This is a genomic window from Dyella sp. AtDHG13, assembly GCF_003201105.1.
Classification (GTDB): Bacteria; Pseudomonadota; Gammaproteobacteria; order Xanthomonadales; family Rhodanobacteraceae; genus Dyella; species Dyella jiangningensis_B.
Window position 1 is genome coordinate 564109 of record NZ_QICJ01000002.1, and the last position, 13170, is coordinate 577278.

The window sequence follows — 13170 nt, forward strand, 5'->3', positions numbered from 1 at the left end:
CGCCCTGCCCTTACTTGAGACCGTCGAGGATCTCGTCGATCTTCTGGATCGACAGACGCTCGTGGTAGTGACCATTGACGGTCATCGCCGGCGCGCTGGCGCAGGCGGCGATGCATTCTTCTTCGCGCTTGAGGTACACGCGGCCATCGGCGGTGCTTTCGCCAAGCTTGATGCCCAGCTTCTGCTCGCAGTGCTTGACCAGATCTTCCGCGCCGTTGAGCCAGCAGGAGATGTTGGTACAGATGGCGACGTTGTTGCGGCCCACCGGCTTGGTCTCGAGCATCGAGTAGAAGGTGGCGACCTCGTAGGCCCACACGGCGGGCAGCTCGAGGTACTTGGCAACCGCGACGATCAGTTCGTCGGTGAGGAAGCCCTGGTTCTGCTCCTGCGCGGCGAACAGCGACTGGATCAGCGCCGAGCGCTTGCGGTCCGGCGGAAAACGGGCAACCCACTCCTCGATGTGATGACGAGTGTGTTCGGTGAGTAGGACGAGCGGGTCGACGTTCTTGACCTGCTCGTAATTTCCGGTGGCTTTCATGTGTGCTTTCCTCCGGGCTCAGCGATCGACTTCGCCGAACACGAGGTCATAGGTACCGATCATCGCCACCACGTCGGCCAGCATGTGGCCACGCACGATGGCGTCCATCGACGACAGATGGGCAAAACCCGGCGCGCGCAGGTGCACGCGGAACGGCTTGTTCGCGCCATCGGACACGAGGTAGCAGCCGAACTCGCCCTTCGGCGCTTCCACCGCGGCATACGTCTCGCCTGCCGGCACGCCGTAGCCTTCGGTGAACAGCTTGAAGTGGTGGATCAGCGCTTCCATGTCCTCCTTCATGTTTTCACGATGAGGCGGAGCGACCTTGTAGTTCTGCACGATGACCGGGCCGGGGTTGGCCTTCAGCCACTGCACGCACTGCTTGATGATGCGGTTGGACTGGCGCATCTCCTCGACGCGCACCAGGTAACGGTCGTAGCAGTCGCCGCCCACGCCCACCGGGATGTCGAAATCCATCTCGGCGTACTTGGCGTACGGCTGCTTCTTGCGCAGATCCCAGGCAATGCCCGAGCCGCGCAGCATCACGCCCGTCATGCCCCAGGCCTGGGCCTTTTCCGGCGGAATGACGCCGATGCCGACGGTACGCTGCTTCCAGATGCGGTTGTTGGTGAGCAGTTCCTCGTACTCGTCCACCTTGGTCGGGAAGTCGTTGGTGAACGCTTCCAGGTAGTCGAGCATGGAGCCTTCGCGCCAGCTGTTGAGGCGCTTCAAGTCCTTGCCCTTGTGCCAGGGCGACTCGCGGTACTGCGACATGTGGTCCGGCAGGTCGCGGTAGACGCCGCCCGGACGGTAGTAGGTGGCGTGCATGCGCGCGCCCGACACCGCCTCGTAGACGTCCATCAGTTCCTCGCGCTCACGGAACGCGTACAGGAACACCGCCATCGCACCCAGGTCGAGCGCATTGGAACCGACCCACATGAGGTGGTTCAGGATGCGGGTGATCTCGTCGAACATGGTGCGGATGTACTGCGCACGCTCCGGCACCTCGATACCCAGCAGGGTTTCGATGGCGCGCACGTAGGCGTGCTCGTTGCACATCATCGACACGTAGTCGAGGCGATCCATGTAGCCGATGGACTGGTTGAACGGCTTGGACTCGGCCAGCTTTTCCGTGCCGCGGTGGAGCAGGCCCACGTGCGGATCGGCGCGGACGACGGTTTCGCCGTCCATCTCCAGCACCAGGCGCAGCACGCCGTGCGCAGCGGGATGCTGCGGGCCGAAGTTCATGGTGTAGTTGCGGATCTCTTGCGCCATGATTAATTGTTCCGCCAGTTGTCGGCCGCCTCGGCCTTGGCCTGCAGCAGGTCGGCGTCGTCACGGATGACGCGCGGCACGAGCACGCGCGGTTCGATCGACACGGGTTCGTACACCACGCGCTTCTGCTCGGGGTCGTAGCGAACCTCGACGTTGCCGATCAGCGGGAAGTCCTTGCGGAACGGGTGGCCCACGAAGCCGTAGTCGGTGAGGATGCGGCGCAGGTCCGGGTGGCCTTCGTAAATGATGCCGTACAGGTCGAACGACTCGCGCTCGAACCAGTTCACGCCCGGCCAGATGCCGGTGAGCGACGGCACCACGGGCAGCGTGTCGTCCTCGCAGAAGGTGCGCAGGCGCAGGCGCTGGTTGTTCTCCAGCGACAGCAGGTGCACGACGGAGGCGAAACGGTTCGGCAGCGCATCGGCGCGCGGACGGTCGGACCACGCGAAGCGGCCCACGGCCTCGCCTTCCACGCCGCGCGAAAAGCCGGTGCCGGAGACGGTTTCGGTGTCCCACTCGGTCTGGCCGTAGCTCATGTAGTCGACGCCGCAGACGTCGATGGGCACGCCGAAACGGAACGGGGCTTCGTCACGCAGCGCGGTGGCCACCGCGAGCAGGTCGGCGGCGGCCACTTCGGCGGTGACTTCGTTGCGGACGGCGCTGATCTTCAGCGTGTCGCCGAATCGCGCGGCGAGACGCTCGGCCAGCGAGTTGATCGGGGTATCAGTCATGGCTCAGCTGCGCCTTTCTCAGGAACGCGCGATGGTGTTGGTGCGGCGGATCTTCTTCTGCAACTGCAGGATGCCGTGGATCAGCGCTTCGGCCGTCGGCGGGCAGCCCGGCACGTAGATGTCCACCGGCACGATGCGGTCGCAACCGCGCACCACCGAGTACGAGTAGTGGTAGTAGCCGCCGCCGTTGGCGCAGCTACCCATGGAGATCACCCACTTCGGATCAGGCATCTGGTCGTAGACCTTGCGCAGCGCCGGGGCCATCTTGTTGACCAGGGTGCCGGCCACGATCATCACGTCGGACTGGCGCGGACTCGGGCGGAACACCACGCCGTAGCGGTCCAGGTCCAGGCGCGCGGCGCCGGCATGCATCATTTCCACGGCGCAGCAGGCCAGACCAAAGGTCATCGGCCACATCGAACCGGTGCGCGCCCAGTTCATGAGGGCGTCGACGCTGGTGGTGGCGAAACCGCGCTGGATGACGGGGTTGTCCCCGGCCGGACGCAGGATGTCGTCCACCAGGTTCAACGGCTGCGGGTTGTGCATCACCCGGTCAAGGGACGAGATCACTCCCATTCCAGTGCTCCCTTCTTCCACACGTAAGCAAAACCAATGACAAGGAGCAGCAGGAACAGCGCCATTTCGATCAGCGCGATGATGCCGATCTTCTGGAACACCACTGCCCAGGGGAACAGGAAGGCGATTTCCAGGTCGAAGATGATGAACAGGATCGCCAGCAGGTAGTACCGCACGTCGAAGCGCATGCGCGCGTCTTCGAAGGCCTCGAAGCCGCACTCGTAGGGCGAGAGCTTCTCCGACTCGGGGCGGCGCGGGCCGGCCAGGAGGCCAATGACCAGCAGGACCACGCCTAGTCCGGCGGCAACGCCGATGAAGAGCAGAATGGGCCAGTATTGGGCAAGCACGGTGAAACGTACCTCCGCGCCATCGTTGGCGCATCAGTGACCGTCGGGGAAACGGTCCGGAACCGGATTCGGCACGACCGGTGACGGCCATGGGTTGTGCACCACGATCACGATGCTTGCGCAGCGGCGAACGTCCGACTTTCCACGATCAGAGTCGGGAATCGCGACATTGTATCAGCGCGCTTAACAACAACAAGCCTTGTCAGGTGGTTGGAAGGCGATTTGCATGGCCTGCGAGCGCCTCACGGCGCGGTCGGCACGAACACACGACCAAGGTCTAAGAACTTACATGGTGTGCGTGGGACGCTCGGAGCCGGCCATGCCGGCCAGGATGTTCTCGATGCGGGTGCGGGCGGCGGCGCCGTCAGCGGACTCGTTGAACTGCACGCCGATGCCGGCCGTGCGGTTGCCCTGCGCGCCGATGGGGGTGACCCACACCACCTTGCCGGCCACCGACAGGCGCTCGCCCTCGTCGGTCAGGTTGATCAGCAGCACCACTTCATCGCCCAGCGAGTACTTTTGCGCGGTGGGCGCGAACAGGCCGCCGTGCTTCAGAAAAGGCATGTAGGCGTTATAAAGCGACGCCGCGTCCTTGATCTTCAACGAAATAATGCCCTGGCGGGCGGCGATGACCGGATTCATGACTGCTCCTGTACGCCACTGCTGCGGCGCCCCTCATCGCATCGTAGCGACCGCCCCGGCCCAGCGACAAGCAAGATGTCGACGGTTTGTGACGAGGCCAGCGGCACTAGCCACACTGCAGCTCGCACCAGCCCCAGCGATCGAAGATCCAGGGGGAAGGCAGGTTCATGTGGAGCTTCACGAAGCGGGGCCCCTCGATGGTCGCATCCAGGCCATGCAGTACGTGCCGCCCCTGCCCGTCCTGGGCCAAGGGGGCCTCGCGCCAGGACCACTGGCGGACGCCCTGCCCATCGGCCAGGGTCAGGTGCAGCCAGCCTTGCAGCAGCGGCGACGGCTGCCACGGCAGCACGGCAGAGTCCGTGACCGGTGGTACCCCCCGGGTCCACTGATAGCGCTCGGCCCGATCGGCCAGACGGCGCATGCGTTTGCCACTCAAGGCCATCTGGCTGCGATGGCAGGCGAGCGCGGCCATCTTGTTGGCGTGCAGGCCCACGGATGAGTCCAGTTTCACGCGACCCGTTGCACCGGTGTCATGGCCGTGAACCAGGTAGGAAAGCATGCGCGGCGGCTCGTGCTGCCACCGGGCCACGGCGAGCCGGGTCAACACATGGGCCGCGCCATGGTCGGGATGGTGATCGCCCAGCGCGGGCAAGGCCAGCACGGTCGGCTGGAAATCGTCCAGTCGATCGAGGATCACCGCCACGCTGTCGTCCATCGCCTCGCGCAGGCGGGTCGTCACGCCCATGTCGGGCCAGCCTTGCGGCCGCAGCGACGCGGCATCCACGCCAAGCTTGCCCAGCGCTTCGGCCACCTCGGCGCGTCGGCGCTCGCCCCAGCGGCGGCGCTCATCCACGCCGATGCGGATCCGGCGCTCCATCCAGCGCTGCGGCCAGGGATTGTTGTCGCCATTGGTGAGCAGAAGGATCTGCACCTCGCCGCCAGCCAGGCGCACCTGCTGGATCAGCTCGCCCGTGGCGATGGATTCGTCATCCGGGTGGGGGGCCACGACCAGCAGGCGTGTCCCGGCATTCAAGGTCAAGGCCACGTCAGCCTCCCGTGGCAGGAGGCGCGGGACGCCATCCGCGATCGAACGCCTGCGACCACACAAAGGCCACGGGCGTGCCATCGTTCACGACCAGATGATGGGTGCCGCGTTCGAGCAACCAATGATCGGCCACCGGCCCGCCATCCATGCTGCCGCTGAGGCGGCGATGGCCGTCCGTCACCACATAGTCGCCGGGCATCTTCACGTCGAACGTCTGGCTGGGCTGATGGTCGGGCAGCACACGCCCTGCCACCCAGATGCTGCCGCCGGCCTCCATGTAGTTGAGCATCACGAAGCGCGCGCTCGCCGGCGGCAGGCGATCAATCAATGCCACCATGGTCCTGTGGTTGATCATGTCGTCGACGATGGTGTCCACCATCTGCCCGCGGCGCAAGCGCCGCATGGCCAGGCTTTCCAGCACGGGATAGTAGGGACGCATGCGGAAAATGCTGTCCCCCTTTGCATCCATCACCGTGTCCGTTTCATCCGTATAGCGCAGCACGGTCGCCAACTCGCTGCGCTGCTCGGCAAGACTGTCCTCCCACGGCGGCGCATAGGCGACGATGGTCGCCAGCTCGGCCGTCACGATGAACACCAGCAAGCCCGCGCGCAGGCGGTGGCGACGATCCAGCCATGTCCAGCCCGAGGCCCAGCCCGTCACCGCGATCACAAGCGTGGGTAGCACCGGCAGGAAATCCTGCTTGGTGATCAGCGGCCAGATAAACCAGATCAGGAACAGGTACAGCCCGCCCTGCAGCATGAAGAACACGGGCCAGTCGAAGCCTTGCTCAGAACGCTGGCGTGCCATGCGCAGGCAGACGGCGATCAGGGCCACCGCGAGCAGGATGAACCACAGACCCTGTTGCGCCGCATGGCGCTTGCTGGCGCCGCCCATGTTGTAGCCGGCCAGCCCGTACCATGCATCGCCCAGCACGCCATGCGCCGCCAGCCAGGCAGTGAAGATGGCGGGGACGACCAGCAGGCCCGCCAGCGCGACCAGCCAGCAACGGACACCCGCACGCGGCGCATCCGCCGGACGCAGCACGCGCACGATGCCCGCGGCAACCACGGTGGTCACCAGCAACACCAGCGTCTTCTGCGACACCGACAACGCGCAGCCGAACGCCAGCCCGGCCAGAAAATAACGCCACAGGCGCGGTGGCGCGCCGGCCACGAAGGCCAGCCCGAGCAGCCACATGGCCATCCACATGTCGTCAGTGCGGAACTGTCCGCTGACGATGAAGAAACGCGGAAACAGGCCCGCCACCAGCACCACCGCCATCGCCGTGCGCCAGCCATACAGGCGCTGCGCGATCCGGCCCGCGGCGCCGAGCGCGACGACGTACCAGAACTGCATGGCCAGCCGCAGCCAGGTCAACACGTCAGGACGATTGTCCAACCACCGCAGCAAGGGCGAATGCAGCCAGCTGAACAACGGGCCGTGGTTGTCGAACACGTCGCGATACGGCAGCAAGCCCTGCGTCCACGCCCAGGCGACGTGCGCATGCTGCGCCTCGTCCGAATTGAGCGTGTACGCATTGAGCCATGCCAGTCGAAGAACCAGCAGGAACAGGAATGAAATCCACGGCCAGACGGGGATACGGCGTTGGGAGGGGAACGTCATCGCGAAAGCGTAGGCAGACGGCCTGTCAGCGGGCTTTCCCATGGGGAACACCCGACACCGACAACCGGGATCAGCACCCGCTCAATGCCAGCGGGCGAGCAGCTCCAGCAACAACAGGTCGCCGCGCAACGGGCCGCGCAAGGCATCGCGCGTGCGATTCGCGGCCATGTACCACTGATCGAGCCCCTCGGCATCGAGCTGGCTGGCCAACGGCCCCTGCCCCGTCGCGGCGCGCGCTTTCATTTCATCGGCGGCGGCCTGCGCGGCGAACCAGAGGCGTTGTTCCGGCTCGTTATCGAGCCAGCGCCTGGCCACTTCCATCGCCTCGCCACGCCCCGCGGCCAGGGCGTTCAGATCCTTGCGCACTTCCTGCCGGCGCGCCAAGGCGCCCTGCTCGACCCAGGCTTGTGCCAGGCCGGGATTGCCGCCGGCCGCGTCCAGCGCGGCAGCGGCATCCTTGACGCCTTGCTGCTGAAGCCAGGACAAGGCCTGCTCGCGCGGCGGCAAGTGGAACTCGATGCGCTGGCAGCGGCTTCGGATGGTCTGCGGCAAACGCCACGGCGCATCGGCGACCAACAGCAGCAGGGTCTGCGGCGAAGGCTCTTCCAGCGTCTTGAGCAAGGCATTGGCTGCCGCCGCGTTCATGGCATCTGCCGGATCGATGCAGACGATCTGCCAGCCGCCGAACTGGCTCGCCATGGCAAGCCGTGCGGACAACTCGCGGATCTGGTCGACCACGATCTCGCTGCGCTGCACGCCGTCCTTGCGCAGGCCGAAACTGAGCACGGCGAAATCCGGATGCGTTCCCGCAGCAAACAGCAGGCAGCTGCGGCATTGGCCGCACGGCTCGCCGTCATGGGGCTGCTGGCACAGCAGGCCTTCGGCGAAGCGGCGCATGAAGTCCCGCTTGCCCAGCTCTTCCGGGCCGCACAGCAGCAAGGCATGAGGCATCGCATCGCGCGCGCGGCGTGCCTGCAGGCGCGCCCAGTGTTCCGCATGCCAGGGCATCACGCTCATGCCTTCGCCCCGAACAGGTGATGGGTGGCGTCGATCGCCGCCGCCAGTACTTCGTCCGGCGTGCGCGTGGCATCGATGATCCGGAAGCGCGCCGGTTCCGCGGCGGCGCGCGCGCGATACGCCGCACGCACGCGCTCGAAGAAGTTGTCGCCCTCCACCTCGATGCGATCCGCCTCGCCACGTCCAGCCGCGCGCGCGCGACCGGTGGCGACCGGCAGGTCGAGCAGCAGGGTCAGGTCGGGCGTAAGCCCATGCGTGGCCCATTGCTCGAGCAAGGCAATGCGCTCGGCGCGCACGCCGCGTCCGCCGCCCTGATAGGCATAGCTGGCATCGGTGAAGCGGTCGCACAGCACCCAGCGCCCGGCAGCGAGCGCCGGCTCGATGCACTCACGCACCAGCTGCGCGCGCGAGGCGAACATCAACAGCAGTTCGGACTCGGCACTCATGCCGCGATGCGCGGGATCGAGCACGATGGCCCGCACCGCCTCGCCCAGCGGCGTGCCGCCCGGCTCGCGCGTCTGCACAAGGTCCACGCCCTGCGCCAGCAAATGCTTCTGCAAGCCGGCCAGCAGCGTGCTCTTGCCGGCGCCTTCGCCGCCTTCGAGCGTGATGAGTTTGCCTCGGGAGAATCCGTTCATGGTGTCGATGGGGTTCGCGTAGATTCCAGGTGCACAACCGGGCGTGACGCAGGATGGGAGCGAGCACGCCGCCATGCGCGCGCTTCGCCCGTGCCATGCGCGGGAACCGGCCTCATTGGCAACGCTTCAACTGGTAGCACGCCACGTTGCGATTGTGCTCATCCAGCGTACTGGAAAACACATGGCTGCCATCGCCGCGCGACACGAAATACAGCTCCGTGCCCTGCGCCGGATGCAGCGCCGCTTCCAGCGCGGGCTTGCCAGGCATGGCGATAGGCGTGGGCGGCAGACCCTGGCGTGTATAGGTGTTGTACGGCGTGTCCGTGGTGAGATCCGATTTGTGGATATTGCCCGCGTACGCCTCACCCATGCCGTAGATCACGGTGGGGTCGGTCTGCAGCAGCATGTGCGTCTGCAGGCGGCGGATAAAGACGCCGGCGATGCGCGCACGCTCGTCCGCGCGTCCGGTTTCCTTCTCCACGATGGAGGCGAGGATCACCGCATCGTAGGGCGTCGCCAGCGGCACGTCCTTGTCGCGCTGGGCCCATAGCGTGTCGAGCATCTTCTTCATCGCGGCATGCGCGCGACGCAGGATGTCCAGATCGCTGTCGCCCTTCACGTAGGCATAGGTTTCGGGGAGGAACTGCCCCTCGGGCATCTCGCCCGGCGCACCGATCTTCGCCATCAGATCCGCATCGTCGAGCGCGGCGCCGTCCTGGCGAAGCTTGTCCGCCTTGGCCAGCGCCTGGCGCAGCTCGCGGAAATTCCAGCCATCCACGATGGTGAAGTTGCGCTGCACGACCTTGCCGGCGGCCATGTTGAGCAACAGGTCGCGCGGCGTCATGCCGCTGGTCAATGCGTATTCGCCGGCGTGCAGGCGCCCCGCGACATGCAGCTGCTCGGCCAGCACGCGCCAATACAGCGGGCCGGAGCTCGTCGCATGCTGCTCGCGCAACTGGCCGACCACGTCGCGCAGGTTGCTGCCCTTGGCGACGTCGATGCTGGGAACCTGCGCGGACACGGCCAGCGGCGTGCTGGTAAATCGCTGGTAGTCCACCCAGCCATAGACGATGCCGCCAGCCAGCGCCAGCAACACCAGCACGATCAGGACACGCCAGAACGCCCGCCCCCGCATCTTGTATCGACTCATGCGTGCTCCATCGGAAAGCCCAGGGCCCGCCAATGCTGCTGCAAGGCGCGGGTCACCGGACCGGGAACATACACGGTATCGTCCACGGCCTGAACCGCCAGGATGCCCCGGACGCTCGAACTGAGGAAAACCTCCTCGGCCCGCGCCAGATCTTCCGGGCTCAGATCCACGATGCGCGCCGCAGGCATCGCCGCCAGCACTTCCGCCCGGGCCACGCCGGCGACGCCGCAGCGGTCCAGTGCCGGGGTCACGAGCTGGCCATCCAACACGGCGAACAGGTTGGTCATGGTTCCGCCCATCACCCGGCCGTCGACGTCGCGCATCAGGCCTTCGGCCACGGCGGGATCCGACCACTCGGCGCGCGCCAGCACCTGCTCCAGCCGGTTGAGGTGCTTCAGCCCCGCCAGCCGTGGTTGCAGCGCCAGCGTCGTCTCGCACCAGCGCGTGCGGATGCCCGACACGTACGCATCGCCACTCATCGCCGGCGCATCGAAACCGGCCACGATGCGCGTCACTGTAGGCGATGCCGGCGGCGCATAGCCGCGCTCACCGAGGCCGCGCGTGAGGGTGATCCGTACCACCGCATGCTCCATGCCCGCCGCCATCGCGACTGCTTCGCGCTGAAGCGCGGCAGCGTCCGGCTGCGGCAATCCCAAACGGCGGCAACCCTCGCGCAGGCGATCCATGTGCCGCGACCACAGCGGCGCCACGCCATGCACGAAACGGATGGTTTCAAACAAGCCGTCCCCATAGGACAGGCCGCGATCGAACACGGAAACGGTAGCCGCAGCTTCGCCATTGACCAGCACGCGGCCGACCATCAGCCCTGCACTCCCAGCGCGCGCAGCAGGCCACGCGCCTTCGCGCGCGTCTCGTCCAGTTCTTTCTCCGCCACGGAGTCGGCCACGATGCCCGCGCCAGCGCGCAGGGTGACGTCCGAGCCCACCAGGGTGAACGTGCGAATCAGGATGTTCAGATCCAGGTCGCCGTTGCGGTCGAGATAACCCAGCGCGCCGGTATAGGCGCCACGCGGCGCATTTTCCAACGCTGCGATGATTTCCATGCAGCGCACCTTGGGGCAGCCGGTGATGGTGCCGCCAGGGAACGTGGCCGCAATGACTTCGCCCGGCGTCACCTCGTCGCGCAGGCGGCCACGCACGTTCGACACGATGTGGTGCACGTGCGCATAGCTCTCCACCACCATCAGCTCGTTGACCTCGACCGTTCCCGGCACGCAGACGCGCCCCAGGTCGTTGCGCTCGAGATCGATCAGCATGACGTGCTCGGCACGCTCCTTGGGATGCGTGCTGAGTTCGCGGATGCGCTCCACGTCATCGTCACCGGGCGTGCGCGGACGCGTGCCGGCGATGGGGCGCGTCTGCGCCAGGCCGTCGCGCACTTCCACCAGGCGCTCGGGCGACGAGCTCACCACGGCCCAATCCGGTTGCTGGAACAGCCCGGCGAACGGCGCGGGATTGGCCTGCCGCAACGACTGGTACAACTGCGTCGCACTCGGCGGCGCCGCGTAGTGCGCATGCCACGCCCGCGAGAGATTCACCTGGAAAATGTCGCCCGCGTGCAGATGCTCGTGAATGCGCGCCACGCCATCGAGGAACAACGCAGGCTCGTCCTCGCCGCAGCGATCCGGCGCAGGCAAGGCAGGCACCTCGACGGATACGCCGAGATCGGCCTCCAGCGCATCGAGCAAATCGTGATGCCCTGCCTCGGCCACCAGCACCGTGCAGCCACGCGCGTGGTCGACGATGACGGCAGCGGGACAGCGCACCGCCATCGCCGTCGGCAGCGGACCGGAAGGACGCAGGCGCAGGCGCTGCTCGATTTCGCCGACCAGTTCATAGGCCAGCAACAGCAGCCAGCCGCCATGAAACGGCAAGTAGCTGGACGCATCGCGCGGCAGGCGCTCCGCGCGCCATGCATCGTCGAGTGCATCGAGAAAGCGGCCTTGCCGCTCGCGCCCCTGTCCATCCACCAGCCGTCCATCGGCGAGCAAGGCCAGCGTTTCCTGGGGAAATGCGAAGAGAATGTCGTAGCGCGCCTGCGGCGTACCGTGGGTCACGCTCTGCAGCAGGCCGGGATAGCGCCCCGGAAATGCAGCGGCCGGCGCGAGCAGATCGCGCCGGCCGTGCAGGGTACGTCGATGGAACGAGGTCACACGCGACGGAAGGCGAGTGTGCCGTTGGTGCCGCCGAAGCCGAACGAGTTGGAGATGGCCACGTCGAACTTGGCTTCGCGCGCGGTGTGCGGCACGAAGTCCAGGTCGCAGCCTTCACCCGGCTCGTCGAGGTTGATGGTGGGCGGCAGCACCTGGTCGCGCAGCGCCAGGATGGTGAAGATCGCCTCCACGCCACCGGCCGCGCCCAGCAGATGGCCGGTCGCCGACTTAGTCGAGCTCATCGCCAGCTTGTAGGCGTGGTCGCCGAACACGCGCTTGGCGGCCAGCACTTCGCCCAGGTCGCCCAGCGGCGTCGAGGTGCCGTGCGCGTTGATGTACTGCACGTCGGTCGGGTTGAGGTGACCGTCCTTGAGCGCTGTGTCCATGCTGCGCGCCGCACCCTCGCCACCCTCGCTGGGCGCGGTGATGTGGTACGCGTCGCCACTCATGCCGAAGCCCACGAGTTCGGCATAGATCTTCGCGCCGCGGGCCTTGGCGTGTTCGTACTCTTCCAGCACCAGCACGCCGGCGCCGTCGGACAGCACGAAGCCGTCGCGGTCCTTGTCCCACGGACGGCTGGCCTTGGTCGGCTCGTCGTTGCGGGTGGACATGGCCTTGGCCGAGCAGAAGCCCGCCATCGCGGTGCCGGTGGTGGCGAACTCGGCGCCGCCGGCGATCATCACGTCGGCATCGCCGTACTGGATCATGCGCGCGGCCAGGCCGATGTTGTGCGTGCCGGTGGTGCAGGCGGTCACGCAGGCGATGTTCGGGCCCTTCAGGCCGTTCATGATCGACAGGTGGCCCGACACCATGTTGATGATCGACGAGGGCACGAAGAACGGCGACACGCGACGCGGCCCCTTGTCGTGCAGCTCGATCGAGGTGTGCTCGATGGTATGCAGGCCGCCGATGCCGGCCGCCACGGCCACGCCGATGCGCGGCGCGTTCGCTTCCGTCACTTCCAGGCCGGAGTCGCGCAGGGCTTGCGTGCCCGCGGCGATGCCGTAGTGGATGAACGGATCCATCTTCTTGATCTCTTTCGGGGCAATCCACTGCGCCGGGTCGAAATCACGTACCTGACCGGCGATGCGCGTGGCATAGGCGGTAGCGTCGAAATGGGTAACCGGGCCAATGCCGCTCATGCCCTTGAGGATGTTGTCCCAGGCGGTCGCGATATCGTTGCCGACCGGCGAGATGATGCCGAGGCCGGTTACAACCACACGTCGTTTGCTCATGCTGATCTTCCCTCGTGTTTCCGTGGCACTGTCGATAGGGACAGGGGATCTGTGCTACTCGCGGCCACGTCATCCGGGCCGCATCGCGCGCTGCGCGCACCATACGGGATCGGACGTTGCAAAATGCAGAAACGAAAACTGCGCCAATGTGGCGCAGCTTCCGGTATCGCTAATGGACC

At 66.5% G+C, this 13170-nt stretch carries 14 protein-coding genes; all 14 read right to left on the reverse strand.

Annotation, left to right across the window (positions count from 1 at the left end; all coding sequences use genetic code 11):
• Positions 1-10: 10 nt before the first annotated feature.
• The 14 genes from nuoE to fabF all read right to left on the reverse strand — a co-directional run bounded on the left by nuoE (position 11) and on the right by fabF (position 12991).
• Positions 11-538 carry an NADH-quinone oxidoreductase subunit NuoE gene (gene nuoE / locus BDW41_RS05405; RefSeq protein WP_074550962.1) on the reverse strand — a complete coding sequence of 176 codons (528 nt, stop codon included), beginning with the start codon at positions 536-538 and terminating at the stop codon, positions 11-13.
• A gap of 18 nt (positions 539-556) precedes the next feature.
• A complete protein-coding gene (locus BDW41_RS05410) occupies positions 557-1813 on the reverse strand; it encodes an NADH-quinone oxidoreductase subunit D (RefSeq protein ID WP_074550960.1) in 1257 nt (418 codons plus the stop codon).
• Between the two features lie 2 nt (positions 1814-1815).
• Positions 1816-2544, reverse strand: coding sequence for an NADH-quinone oxidoreductase subunit C (locus BDW41_RS05415; protein WP_074550958.1), 729 nt, complete (start codon positions 2542-2544; stop codon positions 1816-1818).
• An 18-nt stretch (positions 2545-2562) separates the two neighbouring features.
• A complete protein-coding gene (locus BDW41_RS05420) occupies positions 2563-3120 on the reverse strand; it encodes an NADH-quinone oxidoreductase subunit B (RefSeq protein WP_074550954.1) in 558 nt (185 codons plus the stop codon).
• The gene (locus BDW41_RS05425) at positions 3111-3467 is read right to left on the reverse strand and encodes an NADH-quinone oxidoreductase subunit A (RefSeq protein WP_074550952.1); all 357 of its coding nucleotides are present in this window, start codon (positions 3465-3467) and stop codon (positions 3111-3113) included. Before BDW41_RS05425 ends, BDW41_RS05420 begins: the two co-directional genes overlap by 10 nt.
• A 285-nt stretch (positions 3468-3752) precedes the next feature.
• Positions 3753-4109 carry a PilZ domain-containing protein gene (locus BDW41_RS05430; protein WP_074550950.1) on the reverse strand — a complete coding sequence of 119 codons (357 nt, stop codon included), beginning with the start codon at positions 4107-4109 and terminating at the stop codon, positions 3753-3755.
• 106 nt (positions 4110-4215) lie between these two features.
• Positions 4216-5154, reverse strand: a complete 939-nt coding sequence (locus BDW41_RS05435) for a PIG-L family deacetylase (protein ID WP_233496776.1) — start codon at positions 5152-5154, stop codon at positions 4216-4218.
• Between the two features lies 1 nt (position 5155).
• Complete coding sequence (locus BDW41_RS05440; protein ID WP_074550949.1) at positions 5156-6778, reverse strand: hypothetical protein; 1623 nt, start codon at positions 6776-6778, stop codon at positions 5156-5158.
• 81 nt (positions 6779-6859) lie between these two features.
• Positions 6860-7795 (reverse strand): DNA polymerase III subunit delta', encoded by a 936-nt coding sequence (holB, locus tag BDW41_RS05445; RefSeq protein WP_074550948.1) that lies wholly within the window; start codon positions 7793-7795, stop codon positions 6860-6862.
• A complete protein-coding gene (gene tmk / locus BDW41_RS05450) occupies positions 7792-8433 on the reverse strand; it encodes a dTMP kinase (protein WP_074550946.1) in 642 nt (213 codons plus the stop codon). The genes holB and tmk overlap by 4 nt, the downstream gene beginning before the upstream one ends.
• A 112-nt stretch (positions 8434-8545) precedes the next feature.
• The gene (gene mltG / locus BDW41_RS05455) at positions 8546-9583 is read right to left on the reverse strand and encodes an endolytic transglycosylase MltG (protein ID WP_074550942.1); all 1038 of its coding nucleotides are present in this window, start codon (positions 9581-9583) and stop codon (positions 8546-8548) included.
• Positions 9580-10404 (reverse strand): aminodeoxychorismate lyase, encoded by an 825-nt coding sequence (gene pabC / locus BDW41_RS05460; protein ID WP_074550938.1) that lies wholly within the window; start codon positions 10402-10404, stop codon positions 9580-9582. Before pabC ends, mltG begins: the two co-directional genes overlap by 4 nt.
• Positions 10404-11732 carry an aminodeoxychorismate synthase component I gene (locus tag BDW41_RS05465; protein WP_233496791.1) on the reverse strand — a complete coding sequence of 443 codons (1329 nt, stop codon included), beginning with the start codon at positions 11730-11732 and terminating at the stop codon, positions 10404-10406. The genes pabC and BDW41_RS05465 overlap by 1 nt, the downstream gene beginning before the upstream one ends.
• Before the next feature lie 20 nt (positions 11733-11752).
• Positions 11753-12991, reverse strand: a complete 1239-nt coding sequence (gene fabF / locus BDW41_RS05470) for a beta-ketoacyl-ACP synthase II (protein ID WP_074550931.1) — start codon at positions 12989-12991, stop codon at positions 11753-11755.
• Positions 12992-13170 lie beyond the last annotated feature (179 nt).